Origin of the sequence: Variovorax gracilis (genome assembly GCF_030317115.1) — a bacterium.
Taxonomy (GTDB): Bacteria; Pseudomonadota; Gammaproteobacteria; order Burkholderiales; family Burkholderiaceae_C; genus Variovorax; species Variovorax gracilis.
Window position 1 is genome coordinate 1 of record NZ_JASZYF010000005.1, and the last position, 14,975, is coordinate 14,975.

The 14,975-nt window shown below is 67.2% G+C and carries 17 protein-coding genes and 1 pseudogene; 6 read left to right on the forward strand and 12 right to left on the reverse strand.

Annotation, left to right across the window (positions count from 1 at the left end; genetic code table 11):
- Nucleotides 1–63 precede the first annotated feature (63 nt).
- Nucleotides 64–831, reverse strand: coding sequence for a 2-hydroxycyclohexanecarboxyl-CoA dehydrogenase (badH, locus tag QTH97_RS11730; protein WP_286568326.1), 768 nt, complete (start codon nucleotides 829–831; stop codon nucleotides 64–66).
- Nucleotides 832–1,006: 175 nt separating this feature from the next.
- Here badH and QTH97_RS11735 point away from each other — a divergent pair, with 175 nt between their 5' ends.
- Entirely contained in the window at nucleotides 1,007–1,480 is a 474-nt protein-coding gene (locus tag QTH97_RS11735) for a MarR family winged helix-turn-helix transcriptional regulator (RefSeq protein WP_286568327.1), read from the forward strand.
- 40 nt (nucleotides 1,481–1,520) lie between these two features.
- Nucleotides 1,521–2,054 carry a hypothetical protein gene (locus QTH97_RS11740; RefSeq protein WP_286568328.1) on the forward strand — a complete coding sequence of 178 codons (534 nt, stop codon included), beginning with the start codon at nucleotides 1,521–1,523 and terminating at the stop codon, nucleotides 2,052–2,054.
- A gap of 16 nt (nucleotides 2,055–2,070) precedes the next feature.
- Here QTH97_RS11740 and QTH97_RS11745 read toward each other — a convergent pair whose 3' ends face one another.
- The 3 genes from QTH97_RS11745 to QTH97_RS11755 form a co-directional block, all read right to left on the reverse strand.
- Complete coding sequence (locus QTH97_RS11745; RefSeq protein ID WP_286568329.1) at nucleotides 2,071–2,625, reverse strand: DsbA family protein; 555 nt, start codon at nucleotides 2,623–2,625, stop codon at nucleotides 2,071–2,073.
- A gap of 75 nt (nucleotides 2,626–2,700) precedes the next feature.
- Nucleotides 2,701–2,898, reverse strand: coding sequence for a hypothetical protein (locus QTH97_RS11750; protein ID WP_286568330.1), 198 nt, complete (start codon nucleotides 2,896–2,898; stop codon nucleotides 2,701–2,703).
- A 171-nt stretch (nucleotides 2,899–3,069) separates the two neighbouring features.
- Nucleotides 3,070–4,017, reverse strand: coding sequence for an adenylate/guanylate cyclase domain-containing protein (locus tag QTH97_RS11755; protein WP_286568331.1), 948 nt, complete (start codon nucleotides 4,015–4,017; stop codon nucleotides 3,070–3,072).
- A gap of 378 nt (nucleotides 4,018–4,395) precedes the next feature.
- Between QTH97_RS11755 and QTH97_RS11760 the strand changes: the two genes are divergently transcribed.
- A complete protein-coding gene (locus tag QTH97_RS11760; RefSeq protein ID WP_286568332.1) occupies nucleotides 4,396–4,653 on the forward strand; it encodes a hypothetical protein in 258 nt (85 codons plus the stop codon).
- Nucleotides 4,654–4,694: 41 nt separating this feature from the next.
- On the opposite strand, the gene QTH97_RS11765 is transcribed toward QTH97_RS11760, so the two are convergent.
- From QTH97_RS11765 to QTH97_RS11800, 8 genes and pseudogenes are all read right to left on the reverse strand, one after another.
- Nucleotides 4,695–5,624 carry an LD-carboxypeptidase gene (locus QTH97_RS11765; protein WP_286568333.1) on the reverse strand — a complete coding sequence of 310 codons (930 nt, stop codon included), beginning with the start codon at nucleotides 5,622–5,624 and terminating at the stop codon, nucleotides 4,695–4,697.
- Nucleotides 5,621–6,697, reverse strand: coding sequence for a tRNA adenosine(34) deaminase TadA (gene tadA / locus QTH97_RS11770; protein WP_286568334.1), 1,077 nt, complete (start codon nucleotides 6,695–6,697; stop codon nucleotides 5,621–5,623). Before tadA ends, QTH97_RS11765 begins: the two co-directional genes overlap by 4 nt.
- Nucleotides 6,687–6,917 (reverse strand): hypothetical protein, encoded by a 231-nt coding sequence (locus tag QTH97_RS11775; RefSeq protein WP_286568335.1) that lies wholly within the window; start codon nucleotides 6,915–6,917, stop codon nucleotides 6,687–6,689. Before QTH97_RS11775 ends, tadA begins: the two co-directional genes overlap by 11 nt.
- Before the next feature lies 1 nt (nucleotide 6,918).
- Entirely contained in the window at nucleotides 6,919–7,566 is a 648-nt protein-coding gene (locus QTH97_RS11780; RefSeq protein ID WP_286568336.1) for an FMN-binding negative transcriptional regulator, read from the reverse strand.
- A 46-nt stretch (nucleotides 7,567–7,612) separates the two neighbouring features.
- Nucleotides 7,613–8,262, reverse strand: a pseudogene (locus QTH97_RS11785) (ankyrin repeat domain-containing protein).
- Between the two features lie 56 nt (nucleotides 8,263–8,318).
- Nucleotides 8,319–8,834: a GlcG/HbpS family heme-binding protein gene (locus QTH97_RS11790; RefSeq protein ID WP_286568337.1), complete on the reverse strand. Its 516-nt coding sequence runs from the start codon at nucleotides 8,832–8,834 to the stop codon at nucleotides 8,319–8,321.
- A gap of 116 nt (nucleotides 8,835–8,950) precedes the next feature.
- The gene (locus QTH97_RS11795) at nucleotides 8,951–9,571 is read right to left on the reverse strand and encodes a response regulator transcription factor (RefSeq protein WP_286568338.1); all 621 of its coding nucleotides are present in this window, start codon (nucleotides 9,569–9,571) and stop codon (nucleotides 8,951–8,953) included.
- The gene (locus QTH97_RS11800) at nucleotides 9,568–11,052 is read right to left on the reverse strand and encodes a sensor histidine kinase (RefSeq protein ID WP_444813432.1); all 1,485 of its coding nucleotides are present in this window, start codon (nucleotides 11,050–11,052) and stop codon (nucleotides 9,568–9,570) included. The genes QTH97_RS11795 and QTH97_RS11800 overlap by 4 nt, the downstream gene beginning before the upstream one ends.
- Before the next feature lie 43 nt (nucleotides 11,053–11,095).
- Between QTH97_RS11800 and QTH97_RS11805 the strand changes: the two genes are divergently transcribed.
- From QTH97_RS11805 to QTH97_RS11815, 3 genes are all read left to right on the forward strand, one after another.
- Nucleotides 11,096–13,351, forward strand: a complete 2,256-nt coding sequence (locus tag QTH97_RS11805; RefSeq protein WP_286568340.1) for a glycoside hydrolase family 3 N-terminal domain-containing protein — start codon at nucleotides 11,096–11,098, stop codon at nucleotides 13,349–13,351.
- 48 nt (nucleotides 13,352–13,399) lie between these two features.
- Nucleotides 13,400–13,849, forward strand: a complete 450-nt coding sequence (locus tag QTH97_RS11810; protein WP_286568341.1) for a hypothetical protein — start codon at nucleotides 13,400–13,402, stop codon at nucleotides 13,847–13,849.
- A gap of 71 nt (nucleotides 13,850–13,920) precedes the next feature.
- Nucleotides 13,921–14,964 carry a DUF72 domain-containing protein gene (locus tag QTH97_RS11815; RefSeq protein WP_286568342.1) on the forward strand — a complete coding sequence of 348 codons (1,044 nt, stop codon included), beginning with the start codon at nucleotides 13,921–13,923 and terminating at the stop codon, nucleotides 14,962–14,964.
- The last annotated feature ends 11 nt before the right edge of the window (nucleotides 14,965–14,975 follow it).

Genomic DNA, 14,975 nt, shown 5'->3' on the forward strand with positions numbered 1-14,975 from the left:
TGATGGTCTTTCAGATGAATGGGGTTGAGCAGCTTGGGGTCGACGAGGGCGGGAGGAACGGCCTCAGCCGTTCATCGTCAGGCCGCCCGAGACGCTGAGCACCTGGCCGGTGATGAAGCCTGCGTCGTCGCCGGCAAAGAAAAGGATCGCGCCCGGCAGGTCGTCGGGCTGGCCGATGCGCCCGAGCGGAATGGAGCGCGTGAAGGCTTCCATCAGCTTCTCTGGGTTGCCGGCGCCTTCCTTGTAGTCGGCGAAGAGCGCCGTGTCGGTGGGCCCGGGGCACACCACGTTGACCGTGATGCCGTGGCGCGCATGCTCGCGGGCGATGGTCTTGGAGAAGGCCACCAGGCCGCCCTTGCATGCCGCGTATACCGCTTCGCCCGAGGAGCCGACCCGCGCCGCATCCGACGCGATGTTGACGATGCGCCCGGCCTTGCGCGCGGCCATCCCGGGCAGCACCGCGTGGTGCATGTGCAGGGCGCCGGTCAGGTTGACCGCGATCAGCTTGTCCCACTGCGCGGGCTCGGTCTTGGTGAAGGGCTTGAACACGTCCCAGCCGGCGTTGTTGACCAGCACGTCGATGAGGCCGAGGCTTCGCTGCACGGCCTCGACGGCGGTGTCGACGCTGGCGCGGTCGGTGATGTCGCAGCGGAAGGCCTGCGCCTGGCCGCCCGTATCGCGGATGTGCGCGGCGACTTTCTCGGCGGCGTCCACGTTCATGTCGAACACGGCCACCTTCGCGCCTTCTCCTGCGAAGCGGCGGCATGTCGCGCCGCCGATCCCGCCGCCACCGCCGGTGACCACCACTGTCTTGCCTTCGAATCTTTGCATGAGGTTCTCCATATCAGGTTTCGAGCTTGCTATCGTCTGGACACTGCGGCCTCGAAAAGCACCGCCAATGCGTCAATATATTGTCATATTCTACGGTGTCCGCCAATCTGCGTGTACGGCAATCCTGATGAGAAAAACCATGGTTATCCCTAATGAAAGTAGCGAAACAGCCCGTATGGAACTGGCCAATCGCGTGTTCTTCCGCCTGTATCAATGTGCCAATATGTTGCACAAAACAGGGACGCGCGCCGTCGAAGCCGAGGGGCTGACCACGCAGCAATGGGCCGTCCTCGGGGCGCTGTCGAGACCGACCGCGGAAGGCGGCATGAGCGTGGGCGACCTGGCCCGCTACCTGAAAGTGAGCCGGCAGAACCTCTCCGGGCTTCTCAGCCGGATGGAACGCGACGGCCATGTGAGTACGGCGCCCGATGGGCGCGACCGGCGCTCGCGGCTGGTGACGATGACCGCGTCGGGCCGGAAGGTGTGGCTGGTCGAGGCGCAGCCCAAGATCTACGCCTACTACGACCAGGTCCTCGACGGCTTTTCAGTCAATGACGTGACGCACACGCTTCACTACCTGCTCAAGATCCTGGAGAACATGCAGCGGGTGGACGACGCGCAGGGAGACGGAGCGCCGCTGGACGAGTAGCACCCGTCGGCCGGCAGCGCCCGGCTAAGCTCCACCCACCATGACCACCATTCAGTTCAGGCGCCGACTCATCGTCATCATCCTGTTGTGCGTCGCCGTCGGAGGCGCCGTCATGCGGCACTTCGCGGCGCCCGGGTCGACGCTGCGCGACATCGGCACGCTGCTGATGCTGCTGTGGGTGCCGATCATCGGCAACGTCATTTCCTGGCTCATCGCGCGGATGCGGCGGCCGGCCGCGCCGACGCCCTCGCCTTTCGACGAAAGAGTCGCCTTCGAAGCGCATGCGCTCGTCGAACTCACACTGCGCCAGCCGAAGCTGCCCTCCCACGACACGCCGATCGCCGAAGGCGAGCACCGCTGCGCTCTCGTGGTCGACAACGAAGCCTTCTCCGCCAGGTGGTGGGTGCGTCCCGGCGAAGCCTTTCGCCGCGGCACGGCTCAGACACTCGAAGTCGAATTCCTGGCGCCGGCACTGGCGCTGCCTCGATTTCCGGCCGACACCGCGTTCCGGATGCTGGTCGGCGAGTCATTCATCGGCGATGGCCGCGTGCTCCAGTTGATCGAACCGGCCTGAGGCCGGTCATTGGTCGCTACGCCGAGGGGGCAAGCAAGGCCTTGTCGATCGCCTCGTGCAGATGCTGCAGCCCGAACGAAACGTCGGTGGCACTGCCGTTGACATAGAACGCCGGCGTCGAGCGCACGCCCACGCGGCGGCCGCTGTCGACCTGCTCCTGCACGCGCTGCAGGTAGACGCGGTCTTCGATCTCGTTGCGAAACCGGGAGAGGTCCAGGCCGAGTTGCTCGGCATATCCGAACAGGTGCGGTTCGTCGAGATGCTGCTGATGGGCAAACAGAAGGTCGTGGTAAGGCCAGAACTTGTGTTGCGCCGCCGCCGCCTCGGACGCTTCCGCTGCCAATTCCGCATGCGGATGGACTTCACGCAAGGGGAAGTGGCGGAATACGTAGCACACCTTGTCGCCGAAGTGCGCCAGGACGATCTTCACCGCCGGATGCGCCTGCCGGCACGATGGGCATTCGAAGTCGCCGTACTCGACCACGGTGACCGGCGACATACCCGATCCCACGATGTGGTCAGTGCGCGTGTCGGGCAAGAGGAGCGGACTCGGCGCTGTGCGGGCGTTCATGATCTTCGGCCTGCGTGAAAGAAGAACAGGCCGTCAGTATCGACCAATGGCGCAAATAGCCAAGGCCGCTACCACTCACCATGAATGGGCAATGGCGAGCGAACTCGTCGACCGGGAAGCGGCTGCATTGCGCCGAAGCGCGCGAACTGAAACATAGCCGTGATGCGCACGGCGTGCGATGGCATGGGCCGACGCGGGCGCGATGCCCCAGGACTTGGCGGTCACGCCGATCACGCGCTGGGCCTGGTGAAGCGATTGGGAAAGCAAGCTCATGGTTCGTATCTTGGCGGGCATATCGATGTCGATGAACCCCGCATTCTGGGCAACGCACATGACAAGACAACGAAGCAATCTTCAGTTCGATATAGCCGGATCGAACAAGGCCGGCGACGGGCGGGGCCACCCGGCCGGTCTTCGACGGAAGCCTGCTGGCGCCGAACGCGCTCAGCGAACGTCGCGACGAGCCAGCAGCACGTTGCCGCCGGTCGTGTTGAACGAGATGGTCGGCGCGCTGAAATCGCTCAGCGGTGCGCCCAAGCCGATCTCGCCGCTGCCGTGCAGCACGCACTCGTCGCGCCTGAGCGCGATTTCGCCGCTGGCACCAGCGGTGCCGTGGAACCGGACCCAGGTGCCATAGGTGCTGACATCGACCAGCACGCAACTGCCGTGACGCGCCTCGATGCGCGCGTGCAGGCGCGACACCCGCGGATCGTTGACGACGAATTGCGCCTCGTCGACCCGCCCCAGGTGAATGGGCAACTCGGCGGCGCGGAACATCGAGCGCACGTCGAGCCATGCCAGCTCGATCTGCCCGAAGGATGAATCCGCGCCGCGCGCCGGCTGGATCAGCGCGGCAGGCATCGTCAGGAATTCGGAAACCTCGTCCTGCCAGTCGACCCTGTGGACGACGGGCATCTCGACCTTGCCGCGGATATTGATGGGTCCCAGGTTGCGATGGCGCACTTCGCCTTCGTGCAATTGCTCGATGACGGATTCGGTCGCCCAGATCTGGCCGGGACCGGCCAGGTCGCTGAGCCGCGATGCCAGGTTGACCGCGTCGCCGTAGCAGTCGCCGTCGACCTCGACGACTTCACCGCTGGCGACGCCGATCTGGAGTTCCATCCGCAAGGGCGCCGGCCAGGTCTGCAGCCGCTTCTGGTGGTTGCGCTGCATTTCCAGCACGGCCCGGGTCGCGTTCACGCCATTGGCGAAGATGGCAAAGACGCCATCGCCCAGCGATTTCACGACACGGCCGCCATGGGATTCGCACACGCCGCCGATCCACTGGGTCAGGCGCGTCACCGTTTCGGTCGCACGGGCATTCCCCATGGCCTCGAAAACCCTGGTGCTCCCCGTCAAGTCAGCAAATACGACAGTGGAAATGGCGCCCATGTTGTGCAATTTTTGGTAGCTCTCGCTGCTCGATTATGGCAAAGCAGCGCCGGAACCCTGTCTCAAACGCTCAAATCGCGCACGATGTGGACAAAGCTGTTGCTTTTTCATTTCGTCACAGCAGGAACACCAAGTTTCATTTTTAAAAGTAACACTTAGGTATCAGTTCTTCCACCGATACTCGAACTGATTCGTGAAGTATGTTGTTTTTAAACATGAATAATTGTTTCCACGCTTGTGCCGCAAGGAACGCAGCCTTAACGTAGCGGCCATCAAGGCTTTCGGCAACACGCCTTTATCTCCATGGTGTCCCTTCGCAGGCTCTTCCGCTTTCTGTCCCTTCCCGGGCTCGGCTTTCGCCGTTCCGCGGATCGTCAGATGGGCCAGATCCGTACCGCCATGTTGTCGCTGTTGCAGGTTCACGGCGGGCACTCGATCCAGCGGGTAGCGCAACGCGTCCGCTTCGCAGGCGACCTCGAAGCACTCTGGTATCTGCGTCAGGATGTGCTGACTGCGCTCAGCGCCGTCGACGGCGAAGTGGCCGCACGGCGCCAGATGCGCCAGATCAACCGCCTGTTCAAGGGCGGACTGCCCGGCACGATGGGTCCGAGAACCCACCAGCGCATCATCACCTGAGTTGGCGCGCGGCCCTCGCGGCCACTCGCCGGTTGGCACGCTCAATGGGCGTGCCGATGTCCCCACACCATGAAGACGTCGCGACCATCGGCCGCCAGCTCGACCTTGGCGCCGACCGGCAGGAGCACCTTCGTCGGCACGTGACCGAAAGGCAGCCCGGTGAGGACCGGCGGCTTGATCAGTGCGCGCAGGCGCGCCGTGACGGTTTGCATGCTGAAGCCACGGTCGTGCGGCACCTTCTTCGCGCCGGTAAAGGACCCGAGGATCACGGCCTTCTGACGTCCCAGCACACCCGCTTGGCGCAACTGGTCGAGCATGCGCTCGACACGGTAGGGATGCTCGTTGACGTCCTCCAGGAACAGCACGCCCTTGTCGATCGCCGGGAAGTAAGGCGTGCCGAGCAGGCTGGTCAGCACGCACAGATTGCCGCCCCACAGCACGGCATCGTGGATGCTGCGCAGCTTCGGCAGATCGGCGCTGTCGCGTGCCGGCATCCGCCAGCCAGTGCCCTCGCCCTGCCCGCTCAGCAGATCGTCGAAGCAGGCTTCCATGATGTCGTCGGCGCCGGCCTCGGCGCCGAAGTCCTCGCCGACCGCGGGGCCGGCCCAGGTCACGGCGCCGGTCTTGGCCAGCAACGCGCTCTGGAAGGCGGTGAAGTCGCTGAGTCCGATGAACTCGGTGCCTTGGTGGATGGCCTTGGCCACGGCCTTGTACGGAATAGCGTCGAGGATGCGCGTAAGGCCGTAGCCGCCGCGCGAGATGAGTGCCACGTTCGCGCCGCTGGCTGCTGCGCGCGAGATGGCAGCCAACCGCGTGGCGTCGTCGCCCGCGAAACGCTGGTGTGTTGCAAGAGCCGCTTCGTCGATCTCGACTTCATGCCCGAGCGCCTGGAGCCGTTTGACGCCACGCTTGAAGGCGGCCTTGTCGCGCACGGCGCTGGAGGGCGAATAGATGTAGATGTGTTTTTTCACGGGGCGAAGTATCCCATTGCGTCCCTGGCCAACCGGGCCGCCTGCGCGGCCGTGGGGCCGGAGACCCGCTTTGGAACAGGCCCCAGCGCGCGCAAGGCGGCCTCGTAGCCCCGATCGGGAAAGGGTGCGCGCCAGGCATCGGATGCGGATTCACCGCCGTCCGGCGCGACCATGACCAGAGGAAACCGTTCGGGCGCAGCCTCGGCCAGAAGCGACGCCAGTCCGGATGCATTCGCACTGTGTACCAGCGCGAGCGCCCCCGGCTGCAGGCGATCGAGCCACTCGATCAGCACGTCCCGATGCCACGCGAGTCGATGCACGGCTTCGCGCTTGGGCTTGTCGCTTTGCCCGAAGCCGATCAGGTCGGGCGCCAGCACATGCAGGCCCTGCACGACCGCGAGGTGCCTGAACAGGTAGCACCATTCCCCGGGCCCATGCAGGCACAGGCAGGCGAATGCCGCGTCCTGCGGCCCCTCGTCCAGATAGTGCATGCGCAAGCCTTGCAGGCTTGGCAGGTCGCTCACGTAGTGCGGCGCAAACGCGTAGTCGGCCAGCGTGCTGAAGCGATCCGCCGGCGTGCGCAACGCGTCGTCGCGCAAGGGCTCGGCCGTCTCGCGCGCCGCGCTGCGACGGTCGCGGAAGAAGTTCTGCAGGGGTGCCTGGCAATCGGCTGCCAGAACGCCGCCCTGCACTCGCGTGTGATGGTTCAACTGCGGCTGGCCGAGCACATCGATCACCGATCCCGCCGCGCCGGTCTTCGGGTCCGCAGCGCCGAACACCACGCGGGCGAGCCGCGCGTGCAGCATGGCGCCCGCACACATGGCGCAGGGCTCGAGTGTCACGAACAGTTCGCAGCCATCGAGACGGTAGTTGCCCAGCGCGGCACCCGCCGCCCGAAGCGCGTTGATCTCGGCATGCGCGCTCGGGTCGTGCAGCGCGACAGGAGCATTGCGGCCGCTGGCGATCAACACGCCATCCTTCACCAGCACGGCGCCGACAGGCACTTCACCGGCATCGGCTGCCTGCCTCGCCTCGGCCAGCGCGAGGCCCATCCAGTGCTCGTCAGTTGGCATCGTTGGCGGGACGTCGCTGCTGCATCGCGGCGTCGAGCGACTGCTTGAATTGCTGCTGAATCTGCTGGCTTTGTGCGCGGGCATCGCCGGCTGGCGCGTCGCCGGCCGGTGCCGGGCCGGTCGACAGAGCGGGCGCGGCCATGCCGCCGAGTTGCTTCTTGACCAGCAAGCCGACGATGGCGAGCGCCAGAACGAGACCGATCAATCCGATGACACGCACCTCAGCTCTCCGTCGCTTGCGCCGCGCTGGCGACGTCCATGCCCAGTCGCCCCATCCAAGCGGCCAGCGCCTGTTCGTCGGGCGATCCGACGCTGTATTGCGCATGCATGGCGGCGTGCGCCTCCTTGCGGTGCTGGTTGAGCTTGAGCTTGCATTGCAGCGCCGCGACGCGCAGTTCGAAGCCGACGATGCCGTTGAGCATCTTGAGCTGGAACTCCTCACCGAGATCGCGCCATTGCTGCGCGTAGGCCGGTTCATGCTCGCCGATCAGGCGCTTGAGCAACGCATCCTTCTCGGCGGGCGTTTCGATCAGCCGGGCTTCGACCGTGCAATTCACCGCGAGGTAGTTCCACGTGGGAACGCGCGCCACATCGGGGTAGACCGAAGGCGACATGTAGGCATGCGGGCCGAGAAAGCTCACGACCGCCGTGGGCCGAGCCCGCAGGTAGCGCCAGTGCGCATTGGGCTTGGCGCAGTGGCCCAGCAGCGCGAAGCCGTCCTCCCCGCGATCGTCCAGCACCAGCGGCAGGTGCGTGATGTAGGGCAGTCCGTCGTCGTCGTTCGAGATCAGCGTCGCGAAGGGATGCGCGCGCATCAGCTCCGCGGCGATCGCACGGTCCTTGGAGTTGAACTGGGGCGGTGTGTACATGGGGCGAGTCCTGCGAAAAGGATCACCCGATTGTCCCCGAGCCGCCCTACTTTGCGCCCGAGGCCTTGAGCTTTTCGACCATGGCGTTGTAGCCGCGCGCCTTGGCAAGCTGCAGCGGCGTGTTGCCCTGCCGGTCTGCGAGCTGCAGATTGGCGCCGCATCGACCAGTGCGATCAGCGTGCGCTGGTGGCGCGGCCCGCCGTCGCCGAGCACGATCGACTCGATCAGCGCGGTCCAGTGCAGGTTGTTGACGTGGTCCAGGGGCGCGCCGGCGGCGATCAGGCGGCGCACGACCTCATCGTGGCCGAGATGGGCCGCCGCGATCAGCGCGGTGCCGTCGTAGCGGCTCGTGGTCAGGCCGGCGCTGGCGCCGAGCGACAACAGCAACGCGAGCGTGGGCACGTCGTCCGCGACCGCGGCAATGGTGACCGCGTCATAACGGTCGTCCTCCAGGCGCTGGAGGCTGGCACCGGCCTTTGCCAGTGCAGAGATGGCCTCGCGCTGGCGCCCGTAGGTCGCCACGTGGAGGGGCGTGCGGCCGAGCCCGTCGCGTGCATCGAGGTCTGCACCGGCAGCGATCAGCGCCTTGAGCCGGTTCATGTCGCCCCGCCACGCCGCCTGGTGCAGGCCCTGGTAGGCCTGCACCTCGGCAGCCGTTGGCGGCACCTGGCCCAGCGACGCGCCGCCGGCCGACATCAGCAGCGCCGTCACGGCGGCGAGGCTCGAACGGTACAGCGCGGCCTTCATGCTGATCAGCCCAGTTGGCCCTTGACCTTGTCGAGCGCTGCGTTCGCACATTGCTCGTCCAGATGCCCGCCCGGCGCGCCGCCGACACCCACGGCGCCGATCACTTCATTGCCGACCTTGACGGGTACGCCGCCGCCGAGCAGCAGGAAGCCGGGGATGTTCACGAGGTTCGCCGCCGCGGGGTTCTTCTGCGCGTTCTCCATCATGGCGAGCGTCGGCGCCTTGGCCGATGCCGAGGTCCATGCCTTGCGCTCGCTGGCGCCCAGTGTGTGTGAGCCGGCGTTGTCGGCGCGCTGCACGGCGCGCACGGTGCCCGAACGGTCGACAACGGTCGCGGCGACGGCGTAGCCATTGGCGGCGCAGGCTGCAACGCTGGCGGCGGCGATCTGGTTCGCGAGTTCGAGCGACATGTTCTTTTCGGCGCGCACGGCCGGGCTGGGCGCCTGGGCTTGCGCCTGCGCGGTCATCGCGGAAGCGGCGAGCAGAACGGCGAGGCCGCCGAGGCGAAGGGTCGAATGCATGGAGTTCTCCAGAGGTGATGGGTTGCTTGCGCCGGCATATCGCCGACCGCATGGCAACTGTAGAAACTGACCGGCACGGAGACCATTCGTACGGCTACGCCCGCCGCTCCGTAGAACTACGGAGTGTCGACCAGCGCGGCGTAGCGCCGGATCAGTTGCGCCAGGGAGTCGCACTCCAACTTGCCAAACAGATTGGCGCGGTGCGTCTCGACCGTTCGCGGCGACAGTGCCAGCGCGCGGGCGATCTCCTTGTTGGTCAGTCCCGCCACGATGAATCCGAGCACTTCGCGCTCGCGCTCGGAAAGCTGCAGGAAGCGATCACGCGCTGCCTGGTCCGCCTGGGCTCGTTCGCGCGAGTTGACGTGCTGCCGCACCGCCTGCTGCAAGGCTTCGAGCAGTTGCTCGTCATCCACGGGCTTCTCCAGGAACTCCGCTGCCCCAGCCTTGAAGGCGCGGCGGCACATCTCCACCGTGCCGTGCCCGGTGAGCATGATCACCGGCTGGTCCACACCCTGCGCGATCAAGGTGTCGAGCACCGCCAGGCCGCTGATGCCGGGCATGCGCACGTCGAGGACGATCGCGCCGATGCTGCTGCGGTCGAAGCGGTCCATGAAGGCCTGCGGGTCCGCCCAGGCCTGCGTGCGAAGGCCCACCGTGCCGATCAGCAATGCGAGGCTCTCGCGCACCGCGAGGTCGTCATCGATCAGGTGGATCAGCGGTGACAGCGGTTCGTTCATGCGTGCCGCTCCGACGAGGCAGAGATCGCCAGCGGCAGCCGCAGCGTGAAGCGGGCGCCGCGCGGCGATGCGTGCTCGGCGGCGAGCGAGCCGCCCATGCCGACGGCCAGCGTCTCGCAGAGGCTGAGCCCGAGCCCGAGGCCGCCTTCCCGCGTGCTGAAGAAAGGCTCGAAGATGCGCGGCAAGGCTTCCGGCGCGATGCCGCGCCCGTTGTCGGTCACCGCCAGCACGCCGTGGTCGCCTTCGCGGCCGGTTGAGATTCGAAGGCCGCGCTCGTCCGCAGGCACTTCTTCCAATGCCTGGAGCGCGTTCATCAGCAGGTTGTGCACGATCTGTTCGAGTGCGACCGGGTCGGCCCGGACGGTGATCGGCGCATGGGCCGCGTCGTCGAAGGCCGGCGATACCGCGCGCCGTTCGAATTCGGGTGCGAGCAGATGCAGCGCGCCGCGCAGTGCCTCCTGCAGGACCACGGGCCGCGTCTCGGCCTGCCTGTCCGGCCGCGCGATCACGCGGCGCAGGCGGCCGATGACGTCCGCCGCGCGGCGTGCCTGTTCCGCGGCTTGCCGCATCGCGGTGCGTGCGGTCGCCAGCTCGGGCGGCTCCTCGTTCAGCAGGCGCTGGGCGGCCTGCGTGTTTGCCAGCACCGCGGTCAGTGGCTGATTGAGTTCATGCGCCATTCCCGCCGCGAGTTCACCCAGCGCGTTGAGTCTCGCCACCTGGCCGAGCCTCAACAACTCTTCCGCGCGCCGCCGCGCGATGCGCTGGCGCAGCAAGGTATAGGCACCCGTGAGCACCACGCCGGCCGCGACCGCCCATGCGGCCATCAGGCCCCAGGGCAATTCGCGCCAGGAGACGACGCGCTCAGCCACGAGATCGAAGGACTGGCTTTCGGATGCCAGCGCCTTGCGGAAATCGAAGCGCCAGCCGTTGCGCGCGCTCGGGCCGCCCGGCTGCACCACGAAGGACTGCCCCGCCCGTTCGAGTGTCACCCGCACCGGGCTGGTCTTCGGATCCATCGGCCAATCGCGCCAGGGCACGGCCGTGGCGAGGTCGATGTCCAACGCGTAGCTTGTCGGCACCGAGCCGATCACGAGCCGATAGCGGCCGCTGGCGAAATCACTCGTCGCGAGTTCAGGGCGCCGCAGTTCACGCGATCGGGATTCGGCCGGGGCCAACAGCGGGTCGGGCCAATCCGCGCCCGCCTCGCGCCGCTGCACGTCGAGGATGGAGGGATAGACCGACGGCAACCTGCGTTCGGGCTGGTTCGCGCCCGGCATCGGTTCGAGCAGCGCAAGCGTCGCCAGCACCGCGTCGTACTGCACGACCTGCTGGCTCATCAGACGGTGCGCAATGCGCCCGTTGACCTCGAAATCATCGTGGAGCTGCTGGATCTCGGCGCGCGCGATCCAGGCCGCACCGGCGCCGGTGACCAGCAGCCATGCGAGCCACCAGCCACCTTGCGTACGCAACCATTGCCTCATGGCGCGGATTGTGCCCGCGCCGCAGTCCGCCAGAATGGCGCTCATGAGCCTTCGTCGATTCCCTCTCCTCGCCCCGGGGCTGCTCATGCTCGCCTGCATGGCGGGCTGCACCACCGGCGTGCAGCAGTCGATGGCCGATGCGCGCATCGAGTCCCTCATCGGCCGCATGACCGTCGAAGAAAAGGTCGGCCAGTTGAGCCTGTACGCCCCGGCGGGCGTGGATATCGTCGCCAATCCACAGGCCGCGCAGCAAAGCATCGACCAGCAGATGGCCGACATCCGCGCCGGGCGGGTGACCGGCCTTTTCAACAACGAAGGCCTGGAAGGCAAGCGCCGCGCGCAGGAGGCAGCGGTCAAGGAATCGCGGCTCGGCATCCCGCTGATCTTCGGCGCGGACATCATCCACGGCTTTCGCACCGTCTTCCCGGTGCCGCTTGCGGAGGCAGCCAGCTGGGAGCCTGCGCTTGCCGAGCGCACCGCGCGCGCCTCGGCGCAGGAGGCCAGTGCCGACGGATTCCGCTGGACCTTTGCGCCGATGGTCGACATCGCGCGCGATGCCCGCTGGGGCCGTGGCGTCGAAGGCGCGGGCGAAGATGTCTACGTCGGCCGCCAGTTCGCCGCCGCCCGCGTGCGTGGCTTCCAGGGCAGCGACCTCTCGCGCGCCGACGCCATGTTGGCAACGCCCAAGCACTTTGCGGGCTATGGCGCCGCGGAAGGTGGCCTCGACTACAACACGGTCGACCTGTCGGAGCGCACCTTGCGCGAGGTCTACCTGCCGCCATTTCGCTCCGCGATCGATGCGGGCGCACTGTCCATCATGAGCGCGTTCAACGAGATCGGCGGCATTCCGTCGAACGCCAATGCAGCGCTGTTGACCGGCGTGCTGCGCAAGGAATGGCGCTTCCAGGGCTTCGTCGTCTCCGACTACACGGCCGACGAGGAACTCATCGCGCATGGCTTCGCCGCCGATGGCCGCGAGGCCGCACGGCGCGCCTTCATGGCGGGCACGGACGTCAGCATGCAGAGTGGCCTGTACATGAAGTACCTGCCCGGACTGGTCGCAGCCGGCGAGGTGCCGAAGTCGCGGCTCGACGATGCGGTGCGTCGCGTGCTGCGGGTCAAGGCCAGGCTGGGCCTGTTCGACCAGCCCTTCCGGGGCCTGGACAAGCAGGATGGTCCGCGCTTCGATGCGCCGGCCCATCAGGCGCTGGCGCGGGAAGCGGCGAGCCGCTCCATCGTGCTGCTCAAGAACGAAGGCGACTTGCTGCCGCTTCCCAGGTCGGGCAAGAAGATTGCGCTGATCGGCCCCTTCGCCGGCATTTCGGACCTCTTCGGCCCGTGGCGCATCTTTCCAGACCAGGCGCCGCCGATGGGCATCGAGGAAGCGATGCGCAGCCGGCTGGCCTCGCCTGACTTGCTGACTGTGGTGCGCGGCTCCGATGTCGATGCGCCGATCGCGGGTGGCATCGCCGCGGCGGTGGCTGCGGCGCGCGATGCCGATATCGTCGTACTGTCGATCGGCGAGAACGAACAAATGTCCGGCGAGGCGCGTTCGCGGTCCGACATCGAGATCCCGAAGGCGCAGCAGGACCTCGCCGATGCCGTGGCCGCGGCCGGCAAGCCGGTGGTCGTGCTGCTGCGCAATGGCCGTGCCCTCGCGCTCGAGGGCGGCGTTCGACAGGCCAGCGCGATCCTCGTCACCTGGTTCCTCGGCTCGCAGACCGGCCCCGCGATTGCCGACGTGCTGTACGGCGACGTGAATCCCTCCGGGCGGCTGCCGGTGAGCTTTCCGCAGACGCCGGGCCAGGTGCCCTACTACTACAGCCACAAGCGCACCGGCAGGCCGCAGCTCGCGGATGCGCCGGCGCAGATGTACAAGGCCCGCTACCTGGACGCAACCAACGATGCGCTCTACCCATTCGGCCACGGGCTGGGCTACGCGCGGGTGCGCTACGACGCGCTGGAGGTCCAGTCGGGCCGCATGGCGTGGGACGGCTCGCTGAAGATCCGTGCGCGCCTCAGCAACACCGGGCGGCGCGAGGCGGAGGAAGTGGCGCAGCTCTATATCGGCGCACGCTCGGCCAGCGTGACGCGGCCGGTGCGCGAGCTCAAGGGTTTTCGCAAGGTGCGCATCCCGCCGGGCGAGTCGACGGACGTGGATTTCACCCTCTCGCGCGCGGACCTGATGTTCATCGGCCAGAACCTGAAGCCAACCGTCGAGTCCGGGCCCTTCGACCTCTGGGTCGGCCCGTCTGCCACGCAGGGATTGAAGAGCAGTTTCGTTCTCGTTCCGGAATGACGGCCGCGCCCTCAACTCTGGCGCCGGGCTGCCGATATACGGGACAGCATGAAGCCCTACGCCCGAACCCTGCCCGCCTTTCTTTCCGCCCTGTCGATCGCCGGCTGCATGTCGCTGCCCTCCAACGCCGAAACCCGTGGCGCCGGCATTCCGCAGTCGTTCACGCCCCAGCCCGTTCGTGTGTTCGCGCACGATGACGGCGCCGAGAGTGACAAGGCCTACCTCGCCGCACGCGAAGCCGAGCGCGTCGCCCGCCTGCGCTCGTCCGCCATCGGTACCCGCGACTTCTGTTCCATCACGCGGTCGAGCAGCGACCCGGCGCCGCGCGACGACGAGAAGAAGGTGACCTGTCATTTCAATTTCGGCTCGACTTCCCTCGCGGAACTCGACGCCGCCGGCTGGAAGGTCGCGGCGCAAGCGCAGAGCGCGTACACCACACGCTGGGGCTTCCAGGTGGAGACGGTCGCGCTGACCATCGTCAAGGTCCGGTCGAACTGAAGGGGCCCGTCCGCCGTCGGCGCGCCGGTGCGGGGGCACGCGAGAATGTCGTGCCCTCTCGTCCCGCACCGATGCAAGACTCGCTTTTCGACGACCCCGATCCCCCTGCCCCGGCCCTCGCCCCGAGGCCGCAGAAGCAGGCCACGCAACGCCGCGCGAAGGTGCACGCGGCGGCGCCCGATGCATCGCAGCAGGCCTTGCGCGGCGAACTACCGCAAACGCTGCGCTTCGGCACATCCTCGTGGTCCTTCCCGGGATGGGCCGGCATGGTCTGGGATGGCGACTACGAGCCGTCGGTGCTGTCGAAGCACGGGCTCGCCGCGTATGCGCAACATCCACTCTTGAGGGTCGTGAGCATTGACCGCAGCTTCTACAAGCCCCTGTCCGCGAGCCAGTTCGCGGTCTATGCATCGCAAGTGCCTGAAGACTTCCGCTTCGTCGTGAAGGCACCGAGCCTCATCGCGGACGCCGTGGTGCGCGGTGAGAACGGTCGCGGCATGGAGCCGAATCCGGCCTTCCTGGACGCGGCGCTTGCCGCCGGCGAGTTTGTGCAACCGGCGCTCGACGGACTCGGCCGCAAGCTGGGCGCGCTGGTGTTCCAACTGAGTCCGTTGCCCGGCTATCTGCTCGCCCGAATGCCCGAAGTGCTCGATCGCCTGGGCGCGATGTTGCGCGCCCTGCCTGCCTTGCAGCCGGGCGCTCCGGACGGCGTGATCGCAGTCGAGGTGCGCAACCCCGAGTTCCTCACGCCGGCATTCGTCGACGTCTTGCGAGGCGCGGGCGCCACCTATTGCCTGGGCCTGCACTCGAAGCTGCCGCCGATTGCCGATCAGTTGCCGGTCTTGCGCGCGCTCTGGCCCGGGCCGCTGGTCTGCCGCTGGAATCTCAACCGCCTCCATGGCGCCTACGGCTACGACGAGGCGAAGACGCGGTACGAACCCTTCGACAAACTGGTCGACCCCGACCTCGACACGCGCGCGGCATTGGCGCGCGTCATTGCCGGCACGACGAGCGCCGGCCACAACGCCTTCATCACGATCAGCAACGAGGCCGAAGGCTCCGCGCCACTGACGGTGCTGGCGCTGGCCGAGGAAGTTCGCCGCCTGCGGCGCTGAAAGCCGAACCT

Excerpts from the sequence above, each read along its gene's own strand:
- tadA (WP_286568334.1), bottom strand. The coding sequence starts at position 6,697 with ATGCCAACTGACGAGCACTGGATGGGCCTCGCGCTGGCCGAGGCGAGG.
- QTH97_RS11795 (WP_286568338.1), bottom strand. The coding sequence starts at position 9,571 with ATGAACGAACCGCTGTCACCGCTGATCCACCTGATCGATGACGACCTC.
- QTH97_RS11740 (WP_286568328.1), top strand. The coding sequence starts at position 1,521 with ATGACCACCATTCAGTTCAGGCGCCGACTCATCGTCATCATCCTGTTG.
- QTH97_RS11815 (WP_286568342.1), top strand. The coding sequence starts at position 13,921 with ATGCAAGACTCGCTTTTCGACGACCCCGATCCCCCTGCCCCGGCCCTC.
- QTH97_RS11755 (WP_286568331.1), bottom strand. The coding sequence starts at position 4,017 with ATGGGCGCCATTTCCACTGTCGTATTTGCTGACTTGACGGGGAGCACC.
- QTH97_RS11790 (WP_286568337.1), bottom strand. The coding sequence starts at position 8,834 with ATGCATTCGACCCTTCGCCTCGGCGGCCTCGCCGTTCTGCTCGCCGCT.
- QTH97_RS11800 (WP_444813432.1), bottom strand. The coding sequence starts at position 11,052 with ATGAGGCAATGGTTGCGTACGCAAGGTGGCTGGTGGCTCGCATGGCTG.
- QTH97_RS11745 (WP_286568329.1), bottom strand. The coding sequence starts at position 2,625 with ATGAACGCCCGCACAGCGCCGAGTCCGCTCCTCTTGCCCGACACGCGC.
- QTH97_RS11810 (WP_286568341.1), top strand. The coding sequence starts at position 13,400 with ATGAAGCCCTACGCCCGAACCCTGCCCGCCTTTCTTTCCGCCCTGTCG.
- QTH97_RS11780 (WP_286568336.1), bottom strand. The coding sequence starts at position 7,566 with ATGTACACACCGCCCCAGTTCAACTCCAAGGACCGTGCGATCGCCGCG.
- QTH97_RS11735 (WP_286568327.1), top strand. The coding sequence starts at position 1,007 with ATGGAACTGGCCAATCGCGTGTTCTTCCGCCTGTATCAATGTGCCAAT.
- QTH97_RS11750 (WP_286568330.1), bottom strand. The coding sequence starts at position 2,898 with ATGAGCTTGCTTTCCCAATCGCTTCACCAGGCCCAGCGCGTGATCGGC.
- badH (WP_286568326.1), bottom strand. The coding sequence starts at position 831 with ATGCAAAGATTCGAAGGCAAGACAGTGGTGGTCACCGGCGGTGGCGGC.
- QTH97_RS11760 (WP_286568332.1), top strand. The coding sequence starts at position 4,396 with ATGGGCCAGATCCGTACCGCCATGTTGTCGCTGTTGCAGGTTCACGGC.
- QTH97_RS11805 (WP_286568340.1), top strand. The coding sequence starts at position 11,096 with ATGAGCCTTCGTCGATTCCCTCTCCTCGCCCCGGGGCTGCTCATGCTC.